At 58.6% G+C, this 25,447-nt stretch carries 23 protein-coding genes; 14 read left to right on the forward strand and 9 right to left on the reverse strand.

Annotation, left to right across the window (positions count from 1 at the left end; translation table 11 throughout):
* The first annotated feature begins 15 nt into the window (after window positions 1-15).
* Entirely contained in the window at window positions 16-363 is a 348-nt protein-coding gene (locus ACY8FN_RS02990; protein WP_101318972.1) for a RidA family protein, read from the forward strand.
* A gap of 269 nt (window positions 364-632) precedes the next feature.
* Here ACY8FN_RS02990 and ACY8FN_RS02995 read toward each other — a convergent pair whose 3' ends face one another.
* The 3 genes from ACY8FN_RS02995 to ACY8FN_RS03005 form a co-directional block, all read right to left on the reverse strand.
* Window positions 633-1,292, reverse strand: a complete 660-nt coding sequence (locus tag ACY8FN_RS02995) for an OmpA family lipoprotein (RefSeq protein ID WP_101345888.1) — start codon at window positions 1,290-1,292, stop codon at window positions 633-635.
* 332 nt (window positions 1,293-1,624) lie between these two features.
* A complete protein-coding gene (locus tag ACY8FN_RS03000; protein ID WP_042021073.1) occupies window positions 1,625-1,963 on the reverse strand; it encodes a hypothetical protein in 339 nt (112 codons plus the stop codon).
* A gap of 78 nt (window positions 1,964-2,041) precedes the next feature.
* A complete protein-coding gene (locus ACY8FN_RS03005; protein ID WP_463101124.1) occupies window positions 2,042-2,617 on the reverse strand; it encodes a DNA-3-methyladenine glycosylase I in 576 nt (191 codons plus the stop codon).
* 236 nt (window positions 2,618-2,853) lie between these two features.
* Between ACY8FN_RS03005 and glyQ the strand changes: the two genes are divergently transcribed.
* The 4 genes from glyQ to ACY8FN_RS03025 all read left to right on the forward strand — a co-directional run bounded on the left by glyQ (window position 2,854) and on the right by ACY8FN_RS03025 (window position 7,645).
* A complete protein-coding gene (glyQ, locus tag ACY8FN_RS03010) occupies window positions 2,854-3,804 on the forward strand; it encodes a glycine--tRNA ligase subunit alpha (protein ID WP_042021076.1) in 951 nt (316 codons plus the stop codon).
* A gap of 9 nt (window positions 3,805-3,813) precedes the next feature.
* Complete coding sequence (gene glyS, locus ACY8FN_RS03015) at window positions 3,814-5,883, forward strand: glycine--tRNA ligase subunit beta (RefSeq protein WP_463099193.1); 2,070 nt, start codon at window positions 3,814-3,816, stop codon at window positions 5,881-5,883.
* A gap of 61 nt (window positions 5,884-5,944) precedes the next feature.
* The gene (locus ACY8FN_RS03020) at window positions 5,945-6,301 is read left to right on the forward strand and encodes a hypothetical protein (protein WP_463099194.1); all 357 of its coding nucleotides are present in this window, start codon (window positions 5,945-5,947) and stop codon (window positions 6,299-6,301) included.
* Between the two features lie 456 nt (window positions 6,302-6,757).
* A complete protein-coding gene (locus ACY8FN_RS03025; RefSeq protein WP_463099195.1) occupies window positions 6,758-7,645 on the forward strand; it encodes an endonuclease/exonuclease/phosphatase family protein in 888 nt (295 codons plus the stop codon).
* 873 nt (window positions 7,646-8,518) lie between these two features.
* Here ACY8FN_RS03025 and ACY8FN_RS03030 read toward each other — a convergent pair.
* The 3 genes from ACY8FN_RS03030 to ACY8FN_RS03040 all read right to left on the reverse strand — a co-directional run bounded on the left by ACY8FN_RS03030 (window position 8,519) and on the right by ACY8FN_RS03040 (window position 11,709).
* Complete coding sequence (locus tag ACY8FN_RS03030; protein WP_463099196.1) at window positions 8,519-9,232, reverse strand: hypothetical protein; 714 nt, start codon at window positions 9,230-9,232, stop codon at window positions 8,519-8,521.
* Window positions 9,233-9,444: 212 nt separating this feature from the next.
* A complete protein-coding gene (locus tag ACY8FN_RS03035) occupies window positions 9,445-11,034 on the reverse strand; it encodes a methyl-accepting chemotaxis protein (RefSeq protein ID WP_463099197.1) in 1,590 nt (529 codons plus the stop codon).
* A 21-nt stretch (window positions 11,035-11,055) separates the two neighbouring features.
* Window positions 11,056-11,709, reverse strand: a complete 654-nt coding sequence (locus ACY8FN_RS03040) for a cache domain-containing protein (RefSeq protein WP_463099198.1) — start codon at window positions 11,707-11,709, stop codon at window positions 11,056-11,058.
* Window positions 11,710-12,012: 303 nt separating this feature from the next.
* On the opposite strand from ACY8FN_RS03040, the gene ACY8FN_RS03045 reads away from it, so the two are divergent.
* Window positions 12,013-13,341 (forward strand): IS4 family transposase, encoded by a 1,329-nt coding sequence (locus tag ACY8FN_RS03045; protein WP_463099199.1) that lies wholly within the window; start codon window positions 12,013-12,015, stop codon window positions 13,339-13,341.
* Window positions 13,342-13,410: 69 nt separating this feature from the next.
* Here ACY8FN_RS03045 and ACY8FN_RS03050 read toward each other — a convergent pair whose 3' ends face one another.
* Window positions 13,411-14,415 (reverse strand): substrate-binding domain-containing protein, encoded by a 1,005-nt coding sequence (locus tag ACY8FN_RS03050; protein ID WP_042021087.1) that lies wholly within the window; start codon window positions 14,413-14,415, stop codon window positions 13,411-13,413.
* A gap of 434 nt (window positions 14,416-14,849) precedes the next feature.
* Here ACY8FN_RS03050 and ACY8FN_RS03055 point away from each other — a divergent pair, with 434 nt between their 5' ends.
* The 7 genes from ACY8FN_RS03055 (at window position 14,850) to glpG (ending at window position 21,207) form a co-directional block, all read left to right on the forward strand.
* Entirely contained in the window at window positions 14,850-15,971 is a 1,122-nt protein-coding gene (locus ACY8FN_RS03055) for a branched-chain amino acid ABC transporter substrate-binding protein (protein WP_463099200.1), read from the forward strand.
* A gap of 67 nt (window positions 15,972-16,038) precedes the next feature.
* Window positions 16,039-16,965 carry a high-affinity branched-chain amino acid ABC transporter permease LivH gene (livH, locus tag ACY8FN_RS03060; protein WP_042021090.1) on the forward strand — a complete coding sequence of 309 codons (927 nt, stop codon included), beginning with the start codon at window positions 16,039-16,041 and terminating at the stop codon, window positions 16,963-16,965.
* A gap of 100 nt (window positions 16,966-17,065) precedes the next feature.
* Window positions 17,066-18,334, forward strand: coding sequence for a high-affinity branched-chain amino acid ABC transporter permease LivM (locus ACY8FN_RS03065; protein WP_042021092.1), 1,269 nt, complete (start codon window positions 17,066-17,068; stop codon window positions 18,332-18,334).
* 100 nt (window positions 18,335-18,434) lie between these two features.
* Window positions 18,435-19,208, forward strand: coding sequence for a high-affinity branched-chain amino acid ABC transporter ATP-binding protein LivG (livG, locus tag ACY8FN_RS03070; protein ID WP_042021094.1), 774 nt, complete (start codon window positions 18,435-18,437; stop codon window positions 19,206-19,208).
* A gap of 21 nt (window positions 19,209-19,229) precedes the next feature.
* Window positions 19,230-19,931: an ABC transporter ATP-binding protein gene (locus ACY8FN_RS03075; RefSeq protein WP_463099201.1), complete on the forward strand. Its 702-nt coding sequence runs from the start codon at window positions 19,230-19,232 to the stop codon at window positions 19,929-19,931.
* Window positions 19,932-20,053: 122 nt separating this feature from the next.
* Entirely contained in the window at window positions 20,054-20,377 is a 324-nt protein-coding gene (gene glpE, locus ACY8FN_RS03080; RefSeq protein ID WP_463099202.1) for a thiosulfate sulfurtransferase GlpE, read from the forward strand.
* Window positions 20,374-21,207, forward strand: coding sequence for a rhomboid family intramembrane serine protease GlpG (gene glpG, locus ACY8FN_RS03085; protein WP_139691511.1), 834 nt, complete (start codon window positions 20,374-20,376; stop codon window positions 21,205-21,207). Before glpE ends, glpG begins: the two co-directional genes overlap by 4 nt.
* A 69-nt stretch (window positions 21,208-21,276) precedes the next feature.
* On the opposite strand, the gene ACY8FN_RS03090 is transcribed toward glpG, so the two are convergent.
* Window positions 21,277-23,712 carry a VolA/Pla-1 family phospholipase gene (locus ACY8FN_RS03090; RefSeq protein ID WP_463099203.1) on the reverse strand — a complete coding sequence of 812 codons (2,436 nt, stop codon included), beginning with the start codon at window positions 23,710-23,712 and terminating at the stop codon, window positions 21,277-21,279.
* A 298-nt stretch (window positions 23,713-24,010) separates the two neighbouring features.
* Here ACY8FN_RS03090 and ubiK point away from each other — a divergent pair, with 298 nt between their 5' ends.
* Window positions 24,011-24,268 (forward strand): ubiquinone biosynthesis accessory factor UbiK, encoded by a 258-nt coding sequence (ubiK, locus tag ACY8FN_RS03095; protein WP_101318998.1) that lies wholly within the window; start codon window positions 24,011-24,013, stop codon window positions 24,266-24,268.
* A 56-nt stretch (window positions 24,269-24,324) separates the two neighbouring features.
* Here ubiK and ACY8FN_RS03100 read toward each other — a convergent pair whose 3' ends face one another.
* On the reverse strand, window positions 24,325-25,356 hold the full coding sequence (locus tag ACY8FN_RS03100; RefSeq protein WP_463099204.1) for a GGDEF domain-containing protein: 1,032 nt from the start codon (window positions 25,354-25,356) through the stop codon (window positions 24,325-24,327).
* Between the last annotated feature and the right edge of the window lie 91 nt (window positions 25,357-25,447).

Genomic DNA, 25,447 nt, shown 5'->3' on the forward strand with positions numbered 1-25,447 from the left:
GTACCGGAGCAATCCATGACAACCATTACCCGAATCGGCACCACCCAGCGTTGGTCAGATGTGGTCATCCACAATGGCACCCTCTATGTGGTAGAAGTCCCTGTCAGTGAAGAGGCGGATATCCACCAGCAGACCCGCGAAGTGCTGACCAGCCTGCAGCGTCTGCTGGAAGCCAACGGCTCCGGCGTCAACAAGATCCTGATGGCCAACATCTATCTCAAGGACATCAGCGACATCGCCGCCTTCAACGAGCAGTGGGACAGCTGGATCCCGGCTGGCACTGCACCGGTTCGCGCCTGCGTACAGGCCCGCCTCGCCCATGAAGGCTACAAGGTGGAAGTGCAGCTGACTGCGGCGGTCTAAACCACGCGATGTCATGCCGTGACCAATGGCTGAGGGAGTAGCGAGATCCGGGGTCTGTTCCCTCTCCCTCTGGGAGAGGGGCAGGGTGAGGGACCTTTCTGTTTGTTTGCCCTGTTTACCATAAGGCTTGCAGCTCCCCTCATCCCCAGCCCTTCTCCCGCAAGGGGAGAAGGGAGCCAAGCACCAAGCCGCCATTGCCTGTCACTGCACCAACGAAAAGGCCCCGCCATCACTGGCGGGGCCTTTTTCATTACAAGACCATCGGCGGCTTATTTACCGGTCGGGGTCAGGGTAATGGTGACGCGACGGTTCTGCGCCTTGCCGTCAGCGGTGCTGTTAGAAGCAATCGGCTGATCCGGGCCAACGCCACGAGTAGAGATACGGCTGCCTGATACACCCTGGCCAATCAGCTGGGCGGCAACGGCATCGGCACGCTCACGAGAGAGCTTCATGTTCAGATCGCGGGAACCTGAACTGTCGGTGTGACCAACCACGTTCAGGCGGGTCTTGTCGAATTCGGCAACCACCATGGCTACGCCGGAGAGGGTGTTGGCACCGGCCGCTTTCAACTGGGAGCTGGAGCTGTCGAAGGTCACGCTGTTCGGCATATTGAGGATCAGTTCGTCACCGTTACGGGTAACACTGACGCCGGTGCCCTGCAACTTCTCGCGCAGCTTGGCTTCCTGCACATCCATGTAATAACCGATACCACCACCCAGTGCGGCACCTGCGGCCACGCCGGTCCAGATACCCTTCTTGCGATCGCCCTTGCTGGAAGACATGGCACCCACTGCAGCACCGGTCGCGGCACCCGCCAGTGAACCCCACACCGCCTTGGAAGTTTGCTGCTCACCGGTATACGGGTTGGTAGTGCAACCACTCAGCGCCACAGCCAATGCAACCGCCGGAACAATCATCTTGAAATGCATGTAAAAACCTCTGAAAAAACGACTCAAAACGGGAAGGCGCGCATTCTACCCCAGCCGCGCGCCAAGGTGTGACGTCAGGATGTCGACTACGCCCCGATCCCGCAAATCGGCCTATTATGGCAAACCACACTGGACCTCACCTGAACCACCCCATCCCCCGACCCGCACCGAGAACTGCAGAAGATCGCCCACGACACAGGCCATGACACCTGTAAAAAAGGCTCCCGATTGCGAGGAGCCTTTTTATCGCCGGATGAGCCGCAATGCGGTCTCAACATGGCTGTTGCACGGTGGGCAACGGTGAACAGAGCGATCCCCCCCACTGGCCAGCATCAGCGACGGCGGATATCCCGCGCCTCTTCACGCACGTCCTGCTTGAACTGGCGCTTGTCCTGACGGCAGTCGACGTTGTTCAGGTACTCTTCCTGACGGCAATCCTGCTTGGTATCGCGGGCTTGCGGGCGGCCATCCTGACGCACATCACGGGCATCGTGGCGGGCATCCTGATGACCGTTGTAGCTATCCTGACGAACGTCACGCGCGTCGCTACGACCATCCTGACGAATATCGCGCGCCTCTTTGACAGCCAGGGCAGGCAGTGAGGTCAACAGGGTGGCACAAGCCAGGATCAGGGCACGACAAGTGCGTCCGCGAACAGTGATGAAAGACATGAATGACTCCTTAAGTTGGGAGCGAGATTCTGAACGCCCATCACTGTATACCGACTGAACCGGATGCAACAAAGAGGCTTAACGTGGTGTCTTTTGACACTCAACGTGGCAAGGACAGCTGACCAGATGATCGTTCACCATGCCCACCGCCTGCATAAAGGCGTAACAGATGGTACTGCCAACGAAGTTGAAGCCGAGCTTCTTGAGCGCCTTGGACATAGCATCCGACTCCGGTGAGGTAGCCGGAATATCGCCGTTACCCTGGCGCTGGTTGACCATGGGCACGCCGCCGACAAAGGCCCACAGGTAATCGGCAAAGTCGATGCCCTGCTCCTGCAACGCCAGATAGGCGCGGGCATTTCTGATGATCGACTGCACCTTGAGCCGGTTGCGGATAATGCCGCTGTCCTGCATCAGCCGCTCCACATCCTGCTCGTCGAACCGGGCGATCAGCACCGGGTCAAAGTCGGCATAGGCACGGTAGTAGCTCCCGGTGCGCTTGAGGATGGTGAGCCACGACAGCCCCGCCTGCTGGCCGTCGAGGCAGAGCTTGGCAAACAGCTCGCGGGGGTCATAAACCGGCCGACCCCACTGCTGGTCATGGTACGCAATATATTCCGCATCACGGGTCACCCAGGCACAACGCAGTTCCATCTCATTCATCTTTGGCTATCTCCTCTCTTCTCACTGATACCCGATATCCTCCCACCCCGTGGGCAGATCATCCCGTGAACATCCGGCGCCAACCCGCCGCTAACCCGTCATAACAGGGCGCCATCTCGCGAATCCCCAGCAATTTCGCCTATTATCCGACCATGCCAGACGGTATACTCCCTCGGTTCACATTCAGCAAATCTTGCTCTGATTTTCACTTCGCGCGAAAAAAAATTATGCAAAAATTCGATGTCAAAACCTTTCAGGGCCTGATCCTGCAGCTGCAGGACTACTGGTCCCGCCAGGGCTGTACCATTATTCAGCCGTTGGATATGGAAGTGGGTGCCGGTACTTCCCACCCCATGACCTGTCTGCGCGCACTGGGCCCTGAGCCCATCGCCTGCGCTTACGTGCAACCGTCCCGCCGTCCTACCGACGGCCGCTACGGTGAAAACCCGAACCGCCTGCAGCACTACTACCAGTTTCAGGTGATCATCAAGCCCTCCCCCGACAACATTCAAGAGCTCTACCTCGGCTCGCTGCAAGAGTTGGGTCTGGATCCGCAAATCCACGACATCCGCTTTGTGGAAGACAACTGGGAAAACCCGACGCTGGGTGCCTGGGGTCTGGGTTGGGAAGTGTGGCTCAACGGCATGGAAGTGACCCAGTTCACCTACTTCCAGCAGGTTGGCGGCCTCGAGTGCAAGCCGGTCACCGGCGAGATCACCTACGGTCTCGAGCGTCTGGCCATGTACATTCAGGGCGTAGACAGCGTCTACGATCTGGTCTGGTCTGACGGCCCGCTGGGCAAGACCACCTACGGCGACGTGTTCCACCAGAACGAAGTGGAGCAATCCACCTACAACTTCGAACACGCCGATGTAGATTTCCTGTTCCACTGCTTCGAGCAGTACGAGAAGGAAGCCCAACACCTGCTGGCACTGGAAAAACCGCTGCCGCTGCCTGCCTACGAGCGCATCCTCAAGGCCGCTCACTCCTTCAACCTGCTGGATGCCCGCAAGGCCATCTCGGTCACCGAGCGTCAGCGCTACATCCTGCGCATTCGCACCCTGACCAAGGCCGTGGCCGAGGCTTACTACGCCTCCCGCGAAGCGCTGGGTTTCCCCATGTGCAAGCGCAGCGACGAAGAGCGCCAGCGTCGTGACAGCAACGAGCAGCAAGGTTAAGGAACGGACATGGCACAACATACATTTCTGGTAGAGATCGGTACTGCTGAGCTGCCGCCCAAAGCCCTGCGCTCCCTGGCCGAAGCCTTTGCCGACAACCTCAAAAGCGAACTGACCAAGGCCGATCTGGCCTTCGCCGGTGTCGAGTGGTTTGCCTCACCGCGCCGTCTGGCTCTCAAGGTGAGCGAGCTGGCTGGCGAACAACCAAGCAAGAGCGTCGAGAAGCGCGGCCCGGCCGTCTCTCAGGCGTTCGATGCCGAAGGCAAGCCGACCAAGGCTGCCGAAGGCTGGGCCCGTGGCAACGGCATCACAGTTGCACAGGCAGATCGTCTGGTCACCGACAAGGGTGAATGGCTGGTTCACACCGCCAAGGTCGAAGGCCGTCCGGCTAAAGAGCTGCTGGGCGAGCTGGTTGCTGCTGCACTGGCCAAGCTGCCGATCCCGAAAATGATGCGCTGGGGCGACAAGACCATCCAGTTCGTGCGTCCGGTGTTCACCGTGACCCTGCTGCTGGATGGGGATCTGGTTCCCGCCACCATTCTGGGTATCGACTCTGCCCGCACTATTCGCGGTCACCGCTTTATGGGCGAGCCCGAGTTCACCATCGACAACGCCAGCCAGTACCCGCAGATCCTGCTGGAAAAAGGCAAAGTGGTTGCCGACTTCATGGTGCGTAAGGCCAAGATCAAGGCTGACGCCGAAGCGGCCGCTGCCGCCTTTGGTGGCGTTGCCGATCTGGATGACGCCCTGCTGGAAGAGGTCACCGCACTGGTCGAGTGGCCGGTGGTGCTGACTGCCAACTTTGAAGAGAAGTTCCTGGCCGTTCCCGCTGAAGCGCTGGTTCACACCATGAAGGGTGACCAGAAGTACTTCCCGGTCTACGACAAGAACGGCAAGCTGCTGCCGAAGTTCATCTTCGTCACCAACATCGAGTCGAAAGACCCGAGCCAGATCATCAGCGGCAACGAGAAGGTGGTTCGCCCCCGTCTCTCTGACGCCGAGTTCTTCTTCAAGACTGATCTCAAGCAAACTCTGGCCTCCCGCCTGCCGCGCCTCGAAACCGTGCTGTTCCAGCAACAGCTGGGCACCGTCAAGGCCAAGGTCGAGCGCATCGAGACCGTCGCCGGCTTTATCGCCGAGCGCATCGGCGCCAACGTGGCTCAGGCCAAGCGTGCCGGTCTGCTCTCCAAGTGTGATCTGATGACCAACATGGTCGGCGAGTTCGCCAGCACCCAGGGTGTCATGGGGATGCACTACGCCCGTCACGATGGCGAAGACGAAGTGGTGGCCGTGGCCCTCAACGAGCAGTACATGCCGCGCTTTGCCGGTGATGCCCTGCCGTCCGCTCTGGAAGCCTGCGCCGTCGCGCTGGCCGACAAGCTCGACACCCTGGCCGGTATCTTCGGCATCGGCATGCTGCCCAAAGGTGACAAAGATCCGTTCGCCCTGCGTCGCGCCGCCATCGGTGCCCTGCGCATCATGACCGAGAAGCAGCTGGATCTGGATCTGGTTGAACTGGTTGAAGAAGCGGTACGCGTCTACGGCGACAAGCTGACCAACAACACCGTCGTCACCGACGTGGTCGACTTTATGCTGGGTCGCTTCCGCGCCGCCTATCAGGACGAAGGCATTAGTGCCGACGTGGTGCTGGCCGTACTGGCCCGCCGCCCGACCCGTCCGCTCGACTTCGATCGTCGCGTCAAGGCCGTCAGCCACTTCCGCACTCTGGATGCCGCACTGGCACTGGCTGCCGCCAACAAGCGCGTGAGCAACATTCTGGCCAAGGTCGAAGGCGAACTGCCGACTGCCGTCAAACCGGAACTGCTGGTCGACGCTGCCGAGAAGGCGCTGGCCACCCAGGTTGCCGAACTGCAAGCCGAACTGGCTCCGCTGTTCGCTGCCGGTGACTATCAGGCCGCCCTCACCCGTCTGGCCGCCCTGCGCGAGCCGGTCGATACCTTCTTCAACGAGGTGATGGTGATGGCCGACGACGAAGCCCTCAAGGCCAACCGTCTGGCGCTGCTGAATAACCTGCGCAACCTGTTCCTGCAAGTAGCGGATATCTCTCTGCTGCAGTGATTTTGGTTGGTTTGTGATATTAAAAACGGCGCCGCGAGGCGCCGTTTTTATAAGGAAAATTATGGATTTAATACTTAAAAACCTGCCACTGTTTGGTGCTATTGGTACCGCTATAGCGTTTGTCATCGGCCTATTCAGATGGATTGATCAGCGTTCACGTGAACAAGAACAACGTACCTATGAAGCATTCCATAAAATGATATGCCTCGCGTCTGGCACAGATGAATCGGGTCGAACTATCAAAATGGCTCAGCAGATCGCTGCCATTTACCAATTGCAGAGGTATCAGCAATATGCATTTGCCTCAATTCCAGTTCTCAAACTGATACAGTTCGAATTTGCCAATTGCGCAGATTCTAGAGCGGATCACTTGGAGCAGGCATTGCGAGAAACTATCGATATATTGGGGAGTGATTAAGAGGCAGCCCGTAGGTTCGATTAGCCGTCAGGCGTAATCGGACATTCGCATAAATCAACTCTCCCGCTATAACGGCCAGCCGAATTTCCCCCTCCGGCTGGCCGCCGCTGACCCACGGCAACAACCGCAATCAAAGCCTCTCGTTCGTCCGATTACGCTGCGCTAATCGCACCTACAGAAAGTGGTGGCTTGTGGTGCGTCTGCCTGACGCCGATCAGCTATGGCCCGCACCATTCACACTACTATTATTTTATTTATAAATACCTGCTTAATAATGGGACAGGTGAAACTCCTGAATAGTGGGCTGCATCACAATAACAGCAAAAACAACTTGGTTAATTCTCATCGAAAATTTAGTGTATAAAAATCAGAGGTTGAATATAAAAACCTCCATAAAACCATTCCATTTCCGATAAAAACATCACGCACAATACAGCATTTTCTATAGAGATATTTATGAACAAACTATACAGTCTTTTTTTCATTGGGGCGCTAACACTTCCACTCTGTGCCAATGCTCAGGATGGGCGTGCCAACAACAACCAGAACAGCCGTGAAGTGGCAAGTGCCATGAACGGGTTACCTAACAAGGTGTTTGCACAAAATAAAGGCCCATCCATTACTGTTGCCACGTTCAATATTGGTGCGGCAAAAGTGTCAAATATCAGTGCTATTGCAGCAGCAATAAAGGCTAGCTCAGCAGATATTGTTGCTTTGCAGGAAGTTGATCAACTAACAAAGCGCAGTGGCAATATCGATCACCTGGCTGAATTAAAAAAACTCACCGGCATGAATGGTGTGTTTGGTGCAGCAATTGACTTTGATGGTGGTAAATATGGTTTGGCATTCTTGTCAAAATATCCGATCAAAACCAAAGAAATTGTACAGCTGCCATCCGGCAACAGAGAACAACGAATAGCGCTGATCACCGAAGTTTCCGTGCCAGGCTTCCCGGCCACCATTACCGCAATCAACACCCATCTGGATACCAAGGAGAATCCAGAAATGCGGATTGGCCAAATCCAGGAGCTTAATGACCGGACAATTGAAATTCGTGGCATAAAAGTACTCATGGGTGATTTTAATGACACGCCAGAGACCGCCAGCATCAAGGAAGTCACAAAATACTGGAACTCGATCACCCCACTAAATCGGGAACATCGTACATGGCCTGCAAATAACCCTGAAATCGGGGTTGACTACATTTTTACCAGCAATGCGCAGCGCTGGAATATCAAAAATGTCACCATTCCGGCCAAGACCGGTGTTTATGCCGGGATCAATTGGCCAACCGTCAGCGATCATTTGCCAATTATGGCGACACTGCAATTAACCGAACAGTAATTAAGTGGTCGATTCCTGAGGCTTTTTGCTTTTATAGCATGCACTTCTGGATATCACGCCCCGAGAGGAAAATACTCTCGGGGCTATGACATATCCCTCTTGCCAGCCCATAGCCATTGATTAGCTGAAGCCCGTAGGTTCGATTAGCCGGTAGGCGTAATCGGACGTTCGCGTAAATCAACTCTCCCGCCATAACGGCCAGTCGAATTTTCCCTCCGGCTGGCCGCCCCTGTTTCACGGCAACAACCGTAATCAAAGCCTCTCGTTCGTCCGATTACGCTGCGCTAATCGAACCTACATGAGGCGGTGAGATATGGTGCATGCCGGTTGGTGTCGAACATCGAGAAGCACAACGTTGACCTTGGGTTGGCATAACGCCCCCTCATCCCCAACCCTTCTCCCGCAAGGGGAGAAGGGAGCAACTCGTAGGTTCGATTAGCCGCTAGGCGTAATCGGACTTTCGCGTAAATTGATTCTCCCGCCATAACGGCTGGCCGAATTTCCCCCTCCGGCTGGCCACTGCTGACTCACGGCAACAATCGGGGCAACAGCTTCTCGAGCGTCCGATTACGCTGCGCTAATCGCACCTACATAAGGTGGTGAGATATGGTTGATACCGGTCGCTGCCGAACATCGAGAAGCCCAACATTGACCTTGGATTGGCATAACGCCCCCTCATCCCCAACCCTTCTCTCGCAAGGGGAGAAGGGGGCAATGCCACCCCCGACACCCTCCAGATACCGTAGGTTCGATTAGCCGTCAGGCGTAATCGGACGTTCGCGTAAATCAATTCTCCCGCCATAAAGGCCAGCCACATTTCCCCCTCCGGCTGGCCACTGCTGACTCACGGCAACAACCGGGGTTCATTGCTCGCTAGATGCTGGCGCTGGATGCCCGCCGTACCAGCAGCGGGGTTTCGCCGCTGATACGGGCCACGTCGAGCTTAAGCTGGTCGACCCGTGCCGGATCCTGCTCGCACAGATAGAGGAAGTAATGGGGCTCCCCATCGCGGTTCTTTTTCACCGCCTCGAAGGTGACGTTGTGCTGGCGCGCCCAGCGGCGCCACTTCTCGACGTTATCCGCCTGTTTGTAGACACCGATCTTCAGCTTGGCTGGCTTCTGGCCGGGAGCCGCTACCGGCTGGGGGATAGTGGTCTCGCGCGGCGGAAAGGCCAGCTCCATGGCATAGAGGGGATCGGGCTGATCAATGGCGGCCACGCCAAACTCAGCCAATGGCTGCGGTTCGTTGACCACCAGAGGAAGTGCCGCAAGGTGCAAGCGGGCAATAAAAACCAGCGAGGCCACCAGCGCCAGGCTGGTACAGATCAGCGCCCCGATCAGCTTGTGGCTGGCGCGAGCAGGCAGTGGCTGCGTAACCGGCACCACCACAATCGGCGGAGCTGACAGTGAAGTGGTGCCAGATTGAAACGATGGCAGCGGCAGCTCAGCAAGCACAGGCGCGATGGGCGGCTCGCTGGGTGCCTCACGCGCTGGTTCGGCGGGCGGTATAGTCTCGGGTTCGTCAGACGGCATCTGCGGGATCTGGCGTTCAGGCATGGACAGCAGGGATTTGTTGGTCGGTTTCACTCTCTCGATTCCACGTTCGGCAACTGGCGCAGGGTTGTCAGGCTCTCAGCCACCCGGCGGGTGCCACATCCGGCCACCAGCTCGGCGCTGGCAGCCATTATCCCTCCCCCCCTTGTACCGGAGCTTAAGGAGCGGTCGATTTTCGCGCGGCAAGCGCCATGAAAAAGGGCTGACATCACTGTCAGCCCTTTGGCTATCCGGCCCGAGCGTGATTAGCGCTCCGGCTTGGTCATCTCCTGCAACAGCTGATCGATGCAACCGACCACTTTCTCGGAGTTGTGCTCGATCTCCCGGTAGAGGGCCTCCGCCTCGTCGTGCTTGTGCTGATTTTTCAGCTCGATGACCTGCTGGATCACCTGATGCAATCTGGCGTGAGGGGTGGCAATCGCCTTGAAGGCCGGTTGTGAACTGCAGCAAGATGCCCCCTCGCTGAAGTACCAGCGGCCGAGACGGCACTCCTTGTCGCTGACCGCTTCGTTGCGCGACAGCCCCTCCTGCCCATCCAGATAGGCACGCACCCGGGTCTTCCAGCCCATGTGGGCGGCGCGGGCGCGAGTCAGCACCATCCGCACGTTGGAACCATCCTGGAATTGCCCAGCCAGATCCCCCAGTTTGTCCACCAGAGTCGCCACATGGGTGGCGATCTGGGCGGTGTCCTGCGCCACCAGCGTGGTGGCCTGGGAGATCTCGTGGACGCTGACGATATTGCGGGTGATCTCGTCGCTCACCGAGGATTGCTCCTCCGAGGCGGTGGCGATCTGGGCATTCATATCGCGAATGCTGTTGACCGCCCCCTTGATCCGGCTGAGGGCCTCCCCCGCCTGATTGGCCCGCTCCACCGATTCCCCCGCCTGCGAGACACTGTGCTCGATCATGGTTACTGTCGCGCCCACCGCCCGTTGCAGCTGCTCGATGGTGCCGCGGATCTCGGCAGTGGAGTGCTGGGTGCGGCCAGCCAGCGAGCGTACCTCGTCGGCCACCACCGCAAAACCGCGCCCCTGTTCACCGGCCCGGGCCGCCTCGATGGCGGCGTTGAGGGCCAGCAGGTTGGTCTGCTCGGCGATGGACTGGATCACCGCCAGCACAGATCCAATCTGCTCGCTGGCTTTGGCGACCTCTCTCACCGTGTTGCCCGCGCTGGCGATCTCCTCGGCCAGCTGTTCGATCATGCTGACGCTCTGCTGCACCACCTCATCGCCGGTGACCGCCTGATTGTCCGCCTCGCTGGCCGCCTCGGCCGCCTGCACCGTGTTGTGGGCCACTTCGTGCACAGTGCTGGTCATCTCGGTCATGGCGGTGGCGAGCTGGGTGGTCTGCTCCTGCTGGCGCGTCATGCTGCTGAGGTTGCCCGCAGCGCTGCGCGACAGCCGCTCGCTCTCGCCAGCCAGTTCGCCCAGAGTGGTGGTGAGCTGGCTGATGGTGTCGCGGATCTTGGCAACGAAGACATTGAACGCCGACCCAAGGCGGCGGATCTCCTCCGGCCCCGCCACCGGCAGCTTGCTGCCGAGATCGCCGGAGCCATTGGCCAGCGCCTCCAGTGCCTTGACGCTGTCGAGCAGTGGACGGCTCAGACGAGCCAGCAGCAGCACCAGTGCCATTGCAATCAGGGCGGTGCCGAGCAGGGCGATCATCACCATCTGCCAGCTCTGGCGCGCCAGCGCGGCGGCAACCCCGCTGTGATCCCGCGCCAGTTCGATCACCCCGACCGCCTTGCCGGAGAAGTCGCGCAACGGCGCCGCCATCACCAGAAAATCGCTCCCCTGCTGCTTGATGGTGGTGAAACGGCTCTCCCCCGCCAGCACCCCCTGATACCAGTCAGCGGACTAGCCCAGCATGGAGGTGCCGGTCAGCAGCACGGGTTTGCCCTGTTCAAACAGATAGATGGCGAGCCGACTGTCCTTACCCAGCAGATCAGCAAACAGCGAGGTGTCGAGGGCGCGGCCAAACTCCACCGAGCCGACCGGCTGACCGTTGAAGGTGACCGGCACCACGCCGCGAATCCCGGTGCCGCCCTGACCGGTTTCCAGCCCGCCCACCGGTTGATGGTTGCGGTTCACCTCGACCACCGCCAACCGGGTGGTAGAGAGGTCATCGCCATGGTTCGCGGGCTTATGCACCCGATAAAGGGAGGTGGCCGGGGGAACGTGGAAGTGGAACTGCTGGATCCCTTGTGCCTTGAGGGCGGGCCAGAGCGGGTCGAACAGGTTGGCGAGAGCCTGCCAATCCTTGTCGGCCATCGCCTTTACTGCATCCGGCCGCTGGGCGATAAGGGTCGCCGCCAACACGGTTTCATGGCTGGTGTTTTTGATCACCGCTTCCACGTTCTGGAGCTGGCTCCGCAGTGCAGCCTGCTCGGCCGCGAGCGCCCGCTGGCGATTTTCAAACAGATTAAAGGTAAGCAGCACCACGGCGAGCAATACGATGCCGCCGATTGCCAGCAGCGTGATCTGGTGACCCAGCTTGCGAGGGGGGAACATAAGACACCATCCTTGACAGTCATACCCAACCTACAGCATGGAACGGATAAGATGGGAACCCATCAGAACTTAACCCTTTGTTGATATTGATCAAACGATAAACAGACAAAGTGAGAGGTGGCTCAAACGGTTGGAATAATCGCCAGCTGGCGCTGATATTCGCCATTTGGGCCACCACTTGAAATCCACCGCTCCATAAACAAAAACCCCCTCGTGACCGTAATGCCGATCAGTTAAGGATCCATTGACCGATCCTTCTGATGTGTGAAAATCCGAAACCTGTTGATTGGTTTCGGATTTTTTATGCGTATCGCTCAAGCTCTCGACTTCCTCCACGCCAGTAATGCCGCTCAGTTTGAGTCACTCTCCGACCTCATTCCCACCGAGCTCATCACCACTCTGCTCGGCGAAGAGGGCGTTGCTACCCTGCGTCGTCGCCGTATGCCCATGGAGCGTCTGGTCTGGGCCATCATCGGCATGGCCATCTTCCGCCACGTCCCCATGACCCAGCTGATCAATCAGCTCGATATCCTGTTGCCCGGTGAGCGCCCCTTTGTCGCCCCCAGCGCCTTCCTGCAAGCTCGCCAAAAGCTTGGCCACAAGAGCATCGAACGCCTGTTTCACGAGACCGCCGCAGGCTGGCACCAGCAGGCCAATCACCCCGGCTGGGCCGGGCTGCAACTGCTCGCCGTCGATGGCGTGATGTGGCGCACGCCTGATACCCCGGACAATGCCGCCGCGTTTGACAAGCCCGGTACCCAGCATGGCGAGACCGCTTATCCTCAGGTGCGCATGCTCTGCCAGATGGAGCTCACCAGCCACCTGCTTGTTCAGGCGGTCATGGAGAGCTGCGCCGTCAACGAGATGGTGCTGGCCGAGCAGCTTGTCGCACGCACGCCGGACCACTCGCTGACCCTGTTCGACAAGGGGTTTTACTCGCTCGGCCTGCTCCATGCCTGGCAAACCACTGGCAACGAGCGGCACTGGTTGCTGCCACTCAAAAAGGGCACGCAATACGAGGTGGTGCGCAAGCTGGGGCGTCAGGATGCGCTGGTGCGTCTTAAACCCAGTCCACAGGCGAGGAAGAAGTGGCCGCAACTTCCGGACACGCTAGAAGCCCGCTTGCTGACTCGCACTATCAACGGCAAAGAGCGGCAAGTGCTGACCTCAATGGTCGACCCGATGCGTTTCCCTGGCGCCGATATCGTCGAACTGTATGGGCCCCGCTGGGAAATCGAGTTGGGCTATCGGGAGATGAAGCACAGCCTGCAACAGCACCGGCTGACCCTGCGCAGCAAGAAGGCGGCGGGGATACGGCAAGAGCTATGGGGTGTGTTGTTGGCCTATAACCTGCTGCGCAGTCAGATGGTGAAGATGGCGGCGAGCCTGAAGGGATACACGGCGAGTCAGCTGAGTTTTCACATGGCCTCGGTCTACCTCATCCATGAGTTGAGCTGCATGCCGTATGTGTCGCCGGGGAATATCCCGGGACGCGTTGCGGAGCTGGAGAAACAGGCGGGCCAGTTTGTGTTGCCGGCCCGAAGGGAGCGAAATTATCCCCGCTGCGTGAAGCCCAGACCACAGAAGTATGGTGTTAAAAAAGCCAATAAAAACAATGCCAGTCAGGCTTAACTGACTGGCATTACCCTCGTGACCGAGGGGGTTTTTCATTGGGGCAATATTGGGGCAGTAGAGGTGTGATTAACCCAGCGCTTTGACCGAGCGGCGGATGATCAACTCGGGCTGTACCGTCATTGATTCGACATCCAGCTCTTTGTTGCGGATCCGGCTAACCAGATGCTTGACCGCCAGCAGACCGAGTTCGGCCTTGGGATGACGGATGGTGGTCAACGGCGGGCTGGAGAAGCGGGCCATCGCCACATCGTCATAGCCGATCACCGAGATGTCATCAGGCACCTTGACCCCGGCTTCCCAAGCGGCACAGATCGCCCCGATTGCCATCGGATCGTCGAACGCGAACACCGCGGTCGGCCGGGGCTGCAAGGCCAGGATACGCTGCATGGCATCGAAGCCGCTCTGGCTCTCGTAATCCCCTTCAAAGATCTGTTCATCTTTGAGGGTCAGACCGTGCTCGCCCAAGGCGTCGCGCACCCCGTCCAGTCGCTGCTGGGTGGTCTCTTTAGAGACCTGACCAGTGATACAGACGATATCGGTGTGCCCCAGTTCCAACAGATGGCGCACAGCCATGCCGGCACCGATGCGCGCGTTATCGTTGATCACGTTGGCGAAATCGCACTCCGTACCCCAATCCAGCACCACCTGTGGCACATGTTTGTGGATGCGCAACATATCGCGCAACGGAGTATCGATATCAGTTCCCAATACCAGCAGGCCATCCACCCGTTTTTCCATCAGCATTCTCAAGTAATGCTGCTGGCGGGGCGGCTGGTTTTCGGTGTTGCAGAGGATCAGGCTATAGCCCTGTTCGAAGCAGTACGCTTCGACCCCTTGCACCACTTCGGCAAAGAAGGGGTTTACGCTGGTGGTCACCAGCATGCCAATGGTCTTGGTCGAATTGATTTTTAGACTGCGCGCTACCGAGTTGGGCGCGTAGTTGAGTTCTGCCACCGCCTCAATCACTTTCTGGGTCGCGTCTTCGCTGACCCGCCGAGTGTGGTTGAGCACATGTGAGACGGTGGAGATGGATACGCCTGCGCGAGAGGCGACATCCTTGATAGTGGCCATCTCAGTCTCCTGACTGTCAAAGGCGGAACATTAGCAGATTTCCCGAATAAAGGCTTGGTTTTAACGGGCTCGGCCACGGAATTGTCAATGCTGGCTAATCTATGCGCCCATTTGTATTTGCGCAAATTAATTGTGGTCAAAATGGGAGCGCCATCAGGGTAAATTATCACCAGATTAATCCTCTGGTGTTTAACGAACCAGCAACTGGTTGCAAAGATGTTAAGCGCCTAAATCAATATTAAATTCCAATCAAACTAAAATAATAGGTCATTAGTTTCAAAATACCCCCATCCAACCCCCTCTGGTTAGTATCTTTAACAGCTTGTTATTGTCCCGTGAGGAATGATAGAACCTTATCTACTGCCGGACATGTGGGATCAAGATCCGGAACAAGGTACGGAAATGAAATAATTCACTGATTAAGGGACGAATCAATGCATAAGTTGAGCAAAATAACAGTAAGCGCAGCGGTTTCTTTGGCTCTGTTTGGATCGATCTCCATCGCCAATGCAGCAGACACCATCAAGATCGGTATCGCCGGTCCGGTCACTGGCCCGGTCGCCCAATACGGCGACATGCAGTTTACCGGCGGCAAGATGGCGGTAGAGCAAATCAACAAGGCTGGCGGCATCGCTGGCAAGCAGATCGAGGCGATCGTCTATGACGATGCCTGCGACCCCAAGCAAGCGGTGGCCGTCGCCAACAAGGTGGTGAATGACGGCGTCAAGTTCGTGGTCGGTCACCTCTGTTCCGACAACACCCTGCCCGCGTCCGACATCTATGAAGACGAGGGGATCCTGATGATTACCCCCGCCTCCACCAACCCCAAGATCACCGAGCGCGGTTACCAGCTGACCCTGCGCACCATAGGTCTGGATAGCGATCAGGGCCCGACTGCCGCCAAGTACATCATCGAGCAGGTCAAGCCCCAGCGCGTTGCCGTTATCCACGACAAGAAGCAGTACGGTGAAGGGATCGCCTCCAGCGTCAAGGCCTCGCTCGACAAGGCGGGCGTCAAAGTGGTGGCCTTTGAAGGGATCACCGCCGGTGACAAGGACTTCTCCGCCCTGATCGCCAAGCTGCAGAAAGAGAACGTCGATTTCATCTATTACGGCGGTTATCACCCTGAGTTGGGGCTGATCCTGCGCCAATCTGCCGAGAAAGGGCTGAAAGCCAAGTTTATGGGCCCGGAAGGGGTGGGTAACAAGGATATCTCCGCCATCGGTGGCCCGGCGTCCGAAGGGCTGCTGGTCACTCTGCCGAACAAATACGATCTGGTCCCTGCCAACGCCCCGCTGGTTGCGGCCTTCAAGGCCAAGGGTCAGGACTCCTCCGGCCCGTTCGTCTGGACTACCTATGCCGCGGTGCAAACCCTGGCAGCCGGTATCGCCAAAGCGGGTGAAGATGACCCGGCCGCCGTTGCTGCCGCCATCAAGGCAACCCCGATCGATACCGTGATGGGCAACCTGAACTGGGCACCGAACGGTGACCTGAAAGGCTTCGAATTCGGGGTGTTCCAGTGGCACGCTGACGGTACCTCCAGCCAAGTCAAATAATCTGCCGATTTGGGGGTGAGTGCGCTCACCCCCTCCTCTCTTTGCGGGCAAGTACAGGGAATGCAGTATGTCCGAACACCTCCTTTATCTGGTTCAGCAGCTGCTGAACGGATTAACCATAGGCAGCACCTATGCGTTGATCGCCATCGGCTACACCATGGTCTATGGCATCATCGGCATGATCAACTTCGCCCACGGCGAGGTTTACATGATCGGCTCCTATGTCGCTTTCATGGTGATGGCGGGGCTCATGATGATGGGCATCGACAGCACCTTTCTACTGCTGGGGGGCGCCTTCCTGGTCAGTATCGTCATCACCGGCACCTATGGCTGGAGCATCGAGCGGGTCGCCTATCGGCCGCTGCGCGGTGGTAACCGGCTGATCCCCCTCATCTCCGCCATCGGCATGTCGATCTTCTTGCAGAACATGATGCGGATGGCGCAGGGCTCGCGGGATATCGCCATGCCCACCCTGATCTCCGGTGGCTGGACCCTGGGGGGCGAGGATGGTTTTCAGGCCAGCCTCTCTTATATGCAGCTGATCATCTTCGTGGTGACTTTTATCACCATGCTGGCGCTGACCCAGTTCATCAACCGCTCTCGCATGGGCCGCGCCTGCCGCGCCTGTTCGGAAGATATCAAGATGGCCAACCTGCTGGGGATCGACACCCACGTGGTCATCTCCATCACCTTCGTGCTGGGGGCCGCGCTGGCCGCCATCGCCGGGGTGCTGCTCGGCATGTATTACGGCGTCATCAACCCCTACCTCGGCTTTATGGCCGGTCTGAAAGCCTTCACGGCGGCGGTATTGGGTGGCATCGGCAGCATTCCGGGCGCCGTACTTGGCGGCCTGCTGCTGGGGGTGGTTGAAGCGCTCACCGCCGGTTATCTCAGCACCGAATACAAGGATGTGATGGCGTTTGCCCTGCTTATCTTTGTGCTGCTGTTTATGCCCACCGGCATTCTGGGCCGCCCGGAGGTAGAAAAAGTATGATGAAACATCCATTCACTCATGCAGATACCACCACTCTGATGCTGCTCTCTCTGCCCAGCAGCGGCACTCGGGGTCGCCCGCAACTTTCGGAGGTGAAGGCATGAAAAGCCAATTCATCCACGCCAGCATCGCCAGTCTGGTGTTACTGGTGCTCTCCTTCTGGCTGCTCGGCTTTCGTTTTGAGTCAGAGGGGGGTCAATTACTGATCGTCAGTCGTCTCGATGTGTCGCTGGCCTGGTTGCTGGGCGGCGCCACCCTGGTGTTCTGGTTCCAGCTGATGCGTGGCCAGATCAGTCGGCTGTTCCACTCCTCCATCAGTGGCTTCTCGGTCGGCTTCACCAAGCTGGTGCTGCCAAGTCAGGAAGAGGCGCCACGGCTCTACAACACCACTGCGGTGCTGGTGCTGCTGTTTGCGGTACTCTGGCCCTTTATGGCCTCGCGCGGTGCCATCGATCTGGCTACCCTCACCCTGATCTACATCATGCTGGGGCTGGGGCTGAACGTGGTGGTCGGCCTCGCCGGTCTGCTCGATCTCGGCTATGTCGGTTTCTATGCGGTCGGCGCCTACAGCTATGCCCTGCTCAACACCTATTTCGGTCTGAGCTTTTGGGAGTGCCTGCCTATCGCCGGGATGATGGCCGCTACCTTTGGCTTCCTGCTGGGTTTTCCGGTGCTGCGGCTACGGGGGGATTATCTGGCCATCGTCACCCTGGGCTTTGGCGAGATCATCCGCATCCTGCTCAACAATATGACCTCCCTGACCGGCGGCCCGAACGGGATCTCCGGCATCCCAAAACCGACCCTGGCCGGGCTGGAGTTCAACCGCACCGTCAAGGATGGCGGCTGGGAGACTTTCCACGAATTTTTTGGCATCACCTATAACGCCAACCACAAGGTGATCTTCCTCTACCTGATGGCGCTGCTGCTGGTAGTGGCGACCCTGTTCGTCATCAACCGCTTGTTGCGGATGCCGCTCGGCCGCGCCTGGGAAGCGCTGCGGGAAGACGAGATCGCCTGCAAGTCGCTGGGGCTCAACCCCACCATCATCAAGCTGACCGCCTTCACCATAGGCGCCACCTTTGCCGGTTTCGCCGGTAGCTTCTTCGCCTCGCGGCAGGGCTTTATCAGCCCGGAATCCTTCGTCTTTATCGAGTCGGCCATCGTCCTTGCGATTGTGGTGCTGGGGGGCATGGGCTCCCAGATCGGGGTGGTGCTGGCCGCCATCGTGATGACGGTGCTGCCGGAGCTGGCCCGTGAATTCAACGAGTACCGCATGCTGATGTTTGGCCTGTTGATGGTGTTCATGATGATCTGGCGGCCACAAGGATTGCTGCCGATGACCCGTCCGCATCTGGAGTTGAAGAAATGAGCACTCATCAGAAGTTCATAGATGTCTCTGATCTGTCGATGCGCTATGTGGCTGAATGGCTGGCAGTGACTTGCTCCACCTTGAATAGGGAGCTGAAAAAATGAGCGCCAATCAGAAGTTATTGGAAGTCTCTGATCTGTCGATGCGCTTCGGTGGTCTGCTGGCAGTCAACGGGGTCAAACTGGATATCGACAAGGGCGAGGTGATCTCCATCATCGGCCCCAACGGCGCGGGCAAGACCACCATATTCAACTGCCTGACCGGCTTCTACAGCCCAAGCGGCGGCACCATCCGCTACAAGGGTGAGGAGATCCAGGGGCTGCCTGGCCACCTTATCGCCCGCAAGGGGATAGTGCGAACCTTCCAGCATGTGCGGCTGTTCAAGGAGATGACGGCGGTGGAGAACCTGCTGGTCGCCCAGCACCAGCACCTCAACACCAACTTTATCGCCGGTCTGTTCAAGACCCCGGCCTTTCGCCGAGCGGAGCAAGAGGGGCTGGAGCGAGCCGCATTCTGGCTGGAGAAGGTGGGGCTCACGGATCTTGCTAACCGCGCCGCAGGCAATCTGGCCTATGGCCAGCAACGCCGCCTCGAGATCGCCCGCTGCATGGCAGCCCGGCCCGAGCTGTTGATGCTGGATGAACCGGCTGCAGGCCTCAACCCGAAAGAGACCGACGAGCTGGATGAATTGATCACCTCTTTGCGGGACGAATTCGGCGTCTCTGTGCTGCTGATCGAGCACGATATGAAGCTGGTGATGGGCATCTCCAACCGCATCTTCGTGGTCAATCAGGGCACACCGCTGGCCCATGGCAAGCCGGATGAGATCCGCAACAATCCGGCAGTGATCAAAGCCTATCTGGGCGAATCGTAGGCATAGGCATTAGGAGTCACGATGTTAGAACTTCGCAACGTATCGACCCACTACGGCAAAATTCAGGCGCTGCACGATGTCAGCGTCGAGGTAAAAGAGGGGGAGATCGTCACCCTGATCGGTGCCAACGGCGCTGGCAAGACTACCTTGCTGATGACTCTGTGTGGCGAACCCAAGCCCAGCAGCGGCTCCATCTGGTTTGAAGGGGAACAGATCAGCTCCCTCACCACAGCCCGCATCATGCGCAAGGATATCGCCGTGGTGCCGGAAGGGCGCCGCATCTTCGCCCGCCTGACTGTGGAAGAGAACCTGTTGATGGGGGCCTTCTTCGTCGACAAGGCCGAACAGCCCGCCTTGCTGGATCAGGTGTTCACCCTGTTCCCGCGGCTGCACGAACGACTGCAACAGCGGGCGGGCACCATGTCTGGCGGCGAGCAACAGATGCTGGCCATCGGTCGCGCCCTGATGAGCAAACCGCGCCTGCTGCTGCTGGATGAACCCTCGCTGGGGCTGGCCCCCATCATCATCCAGCAGATCTTCGACACCATGGAGCAGTTGCGCCAGAAGGGGATGACCATCTTTCTGGTGGAGCAGAACGCCAACCAGGCGCTCAAACTGGCCGACCGCGGCTATGTGCTGGAGAACGGCCATGTGGTGCTGCAAGACACCGGGGCCGCCCTGCTGGCCAACCCGGCGGTACGGCAGGCTTATCTCGGTGGCTGAGCCTGGAACGGCGATGACATAACGACAAGGGAGCCGCTGGCTCCCTTATCTTTTGTGGGGTTAGTTTGCGCCCCGGCTTGCGGTACACTGACCGGCAATCAACCTATTCGCAGGACATTTCAATGGACCAGTTTGCCCATATCAGTGCCCATGATGCTCACCAGAAACTGAGCGCCGGTGATGCTCGACTGGTGGATATTCGCGACCCGCAATCGTTCGAAACGGCCCATGCGGTCGGCGCTTATCACCTCACCAACGGCACCCTGGTGCGCTTTATGAATGAAGTGGATTTCGATACCCCGGTCATCGTGATGTGCTATCACGGCAACAGCAGTCAGGGGGCCGCCCAATACCTGCTGCAACAGGGCTATGACGAGGTCTACAGCATGGATGGCGGCTTCGAGGCGTGGCGCCGGGAGTTTCCCATCGAGGCAGGCGAGGCATGATCCAGCTACTGGTGCTCGACAACGCCCGCATGGCGCAGGCGCTGGTGGATTACCTCACGACCCTGGGCATCTCCTGCGAGCTGACCCAGTCAGAGCTGGGGGTGACCATCTGGCTGGCGGACGAGCAGCGCCTCGCCCAGGCCCAGCTGGAGGTGAAGCGCTTCCTGACTGAACCAAACCACCCGCGCTATATGGAAGCCTCCTGGCAGTCTGGCCAAGCCAATGCCCGCATTGACTACAGCAAGGGGATGATGGATCCGGTCACCGATTTTCTCCATCAAGCGGGGCCACTGACCCTGGTGGTGATCATCGCTTGTCTGGCCATCTACGGGATCGAGGCCATCGGCCTGCCCATCTTCGACGAGCTGGCGTTCCACCCGACCTTGACCCAGTTCACCGACTGGCAGGCATGGCGCTATTTCACCCCCGCCCTGATCCACTTCTCGGTGCTCCATCTGGTATTCAACTTGCTGTGGTGGTGGTATCTGGGAGGCCAGATCGAGCAGCGCCTTGGCAGCGGCAAGCTGCTGATCTTGTTGCTGATCGGGGCGGCCTTGCCCAATATCGCCGAGTTCTTCGTCAGCGGCCCGCTGTTTGGCGGCCTCTCCGGCGTGGTCTATGCCCTGCTCGGCTACTGCTGGCTGCGCGGCAAGCTGCAACCGGCCTGTGGCCTCACTCTGCCACCCGCATTGATGGGCTTTATGCTGTTCTGGCTGGTGCTCGGTTTCTTCGACATGCTCGGTGCCAAAACCGCCAATATGGCTCATCTGGTCGGCCTGCTGGTCGGCCTGCTGCAAGGCTGGCTGGATAGAAATCACCAACCTGCCTGAGATGTGCAAGCTGCCTGCAGAAACGAGAACGCCGCCCCGAGGGGCGGCGTTTTTTTACGCGATAGGCAGTTACTGCTTGATCAGAGTGTCGTTGCTCACCTGGACCGCCGCACCGCCACTCATAAAGAAGCTGGCGAACTGGGTCTGGATCTCGGTGGTGACCGCGCCAGCCTGATCGAAGTTCTCGTCAGGGGCCAGCAGCGAGCTATGGCCCCCTTTCAGGAAGCGTGCAGCATGGTGACCCGCCGGGATCACGCCGGAACCCTTCAGCTCTTGCAAACCCAGCACCCGGAACAGTGGCTCGGTGCCACCCAGCGGCGCGGAGGCGATGCTGTTGGGGATCACCTGATCCGGCAAGCTGAGCGCACCATCGCCAACAATTTCGGTGGCAAACAGCGGGAAGCTCTTGGCGACGCCACTGCCCAGATTGATCGGATCGGCAGAGTCCAGCACCGACTGGGCGGCAAAGGTATAGCTCTGCAGCGTGCTGGCCGCCCCCGCCTGAGTGGCCGCATCCAGACTGGGCAGGAACTCGTTGACGAAGCAGTTAGCGGCTGCCGTTTTACAGTTCGGTGCATAGGCGGTGAAACCCGCTTTGAGCTCCGGACTGCCCGAGGTGAGCACGCTCATCTTGATGGTCGGCCCGAAGCTCGGCGAGTTGAGCAACAGCGGAGCTATGCCGCCACCCGGCATTGCCAGACCGCCGGTATCAAACTTGAACAGGGCATCAGCCTGAGCACTGCCGGTGGTCTGGTTGGCTACCGCCAGCAGATTGGCTCCGGCAATGGCCCCCAGCGAGTGGCCGAGGAAGTGCACCTTCAGACCAGCACCGCCCAGTTGGCCACCCAGCCCCCTGGCATTGGCCAGACCGACCGCCAGTCGCAGCCCCAGCAGATCGGCCACGCTCTGTTTCAGGTTGTCCCGCGCCACCGTCAGATAGCCCAGATTCAGGTAAGGAGTCGGGTTCTCGGAGGTGGTGACGGTATCAGTGCTGCCACTCAGGGCATAGCCACGCTCACCGTGCAGCGGATGATCGATCACCACCACTGCGACACTTTTACTGGCACTCAAACCTGCGCCAATCTGCCCCAGCGCCAGCGCATAGGCGTTCTCCTTGATGGAGGTGACCCCGTGCTGATAGATGATCACATCGGTGACATTGGCCAGTGGCCCGGCGGCAAAGATCCGCAGCGGCACCGATTGCACTTCGGTCAGGGTCGGCAGCGGGTTGAAGCGGCCGATATTGCGCTCGGTATCCAGCGGCTTGCCGCCCGAGGTGATAGTCACTCCGATCAGTTTGCTCGCCTCGGTCAGCAGTGCGCTCTGACGGCTCGGGTCGGCCATCAGCTCACCCAGCTGCGCCGGATCCACACCCGCCCCGACCAGCCCACCGATCACCTCGGTGTCACCCGCTTTCAGGGCGTTGGCGATGGCATAGAGGCTGGGAATAGCACCGTGCCAGGATTGGGTCTTGGCCTTGTCCCATGAACCGGCTATCGCTGGGGTAGAGAGGAAGTAAGGGAGCTTGACGGTACCGATGTAAACCTTGGTCAGCTGGGCAACACCGTTGAGTGGAGTGCCAGTACCAAAGGCGGCTGTCAGTGCATCTTTCTGATCCTGCGGCAGGAAGGGTTCACCGGCCAGCTGGGTCAGGAAATCCACGCCGCCATTAAGGCCGCTGATGGTATAGGTTGCCGGCAAGCTGGTATTGCCTTTGGCGTCCTGCTTCCACAGCGATGCGGCGTCCAGACTCGGGCTCTGCAGCACGGCAGCGGCGGCACTCTTCACCGCCAGCAGCACATCGGCACCAGATTGGGTGGCAAACCAGTCGGAGAAGATCACCCGATCGCTGCTGATACCGGTCGCAGATTTGAACAGACTCTCCTGCAGCGTAATCAGACCGTTAATGGCCTGATCCTGCGCGCTGCTGCCTGCTGTCGATTTGAAGCTGCTGTAATCACCACCGGCTTTCAGCGGTGTCCCCAGACTGTCCTTGAGGGAGTCGGTCGCCACGATCATGTAATAAGAAGAGGGATTGAGCGGCTTGAGCGGTACCAGATTGAGTTTGCCGCCGCTATCGCTCACCACAAAGTCGGCGCCATAGGTCAGAGGCTTGTTGTTCTTCACTCCGACGGGTCGCTGAGTCACCGGATCCAGCACCAGCTCCAGCAGATAGAGTGGCGCAACGGCAGAGGCATACTCGCTGGCCGCAGGTGCCGGCACAGATACACCAGTCACGGTCGCCGGTACCAACTGGACAGGTTGCGTCGTTGACCAGCCATCCAGGGTGGAGAGCGCAGACACCGGATTGGAGAGATCCTGCGTCTCTGTTGCAAACTTCAGGGTGCCGTCGCTGGCACGAGGGGCCAGCACGCTCGGGCGGAGGCCGCTGGCGCCACTCAGGGCATAGTCGAGGGAGCTGGTGGTATCGCCCTTGTTTTCATCTCCCCCACATCCGGCCAGCAGGGCGCTGACAACGGCTGCATAAATTAGCTTCTTCTTCATTTTTTTGTTCTCTTTATAAGTTGTTGTCCATCACAAGCCAACGAAGCATTCACCACTTCGACTGCAAGAAGTTAACATAAAACCAACAACCAACGAGACTCGCGTTGGTCATCTTCTGCTCAGGTTTGTGGCGAGAATCAAGGTTTTACGTCAACAAAGGGGCGCAAGGGTAACAACAGCGGAGGATTAACCAGACCCGACCAGACAGCGCTCGCCTTCACGACTAAAAAGCCGCCGCGATCTCGGCAAAGTGAGGGAATTGTCGGTAGAATGTCAGCCAACGCTTAAGGAGAACGTCATGATCGACCCGAAGAAACTGGAAGAGATCGCCAAGCAGGTACACAACTCCCTGCCGCCCGGCATTCGTAGCATGGGTGAAGAGGCAGAAAAGAAGATGCGTCAGGTACTGCAAGCCCAGCTGGGCAAGCTGGATCTGGTCAGCCGCGAAGAGTTCGACGTGCAGACCAAGGTGCTGCTGCGTACCCGGGAAAAACTGGCCGCCCTCGAAAGCAAGCTGGAGCAACTCGAACAGCAGTTCGGCGCCAAAGGCGAATAACAAAAACCCCAGCTCGGCTGGGGTTTTTGTATGTGATGGTAAGCCGAATGGCTCAATCAAGCATGTAGCAGATGCCAGGCCCGTTTTCCCCGTGCCTTGGCTTCATACATGGCCCTGTCCGCCACATCCAGCACCTCTCTTAACGACAGTTCGGCCTCCCATAGAGCAATGCCGATGCTCATCCCGACCCGGAGCGGGCAATCGGGTTGCGGCACATAACGCTGTATCTCGCTGATCAGCACATCTGCCAACTGGGCCGAGGTGTGACTCGATACCTCATGGTGCAGATGGACCACAAATTCATCACCACCATAGCGACCACACAGTGCCGACGCCGGCATGATGCGCCGCAACCACTGCGCGATCTGCTGCAGCACCTGGTCACCACAGGCGTGACCCAGCTGATCATTGATCCCTTTAAAATCATCCAGATCGATAAACAGCAAAGCCCTTGGCCCTTGGGGCTTTAACTGCTTGAAGGCCTTGCCAAATCCCTGCCGGTTGAGCAGCCCGGTCAGGGCGTCGCTGTTGGCGCGCTCTGCCAGCTGTAGCTCATACGCCTTGCGCCGGGTGATATCGATATGGGAGCCCATGATCCGCAGCGGCTTGCCATCACCATCCCAATCGACGACCCGCCCCCGATCCCACAGCCAGGTAATCTCGCCATCCGGGCTGACAGTGCGATATTCGGCTTCATAACAGGGAGCCAGCCCCTGCAGGTGGTCATGGTAGTGGGCCAGGGTGTGGCTACGATCATCAGGATGGAGCTTGGCGCTCCATAGATCGAAATGAGGGGCCATATCTCCGGCCTGGAAGTTCTGCAGATTGAAGACCCGCAGCTCACCGGTGGGAATGGAGCCCTGCCAGAGGCAGATGCCGGTGCCATCGAGGGCGGCATTGAGCTTCTCTTGCAGCAGGTCATTTTCATGCTTCAGGGCAGCTATTTCAGCCTGCAAACGGGCACGTTCACCACCATGAAGAGACGGGTTTGGCGTCGTGGCCCATTCAGCACTTCGGGCCTCACCCGCGACATCCTCTGCAGCTACCCTGCCCTCTTCACTCAACGCTACCCCGCCTTGTGCTATCACTTCGGATATCCTTACCCAGCCTGCTGATAATCACCGACCAAGATGCCACCAGCCACGGCTAATTAGTAGCCATTCATGTCAAAAATGACGA

The sequence above is a fragment of the Aeromonas sp. 160P genome (assembly GCF_055193095.1).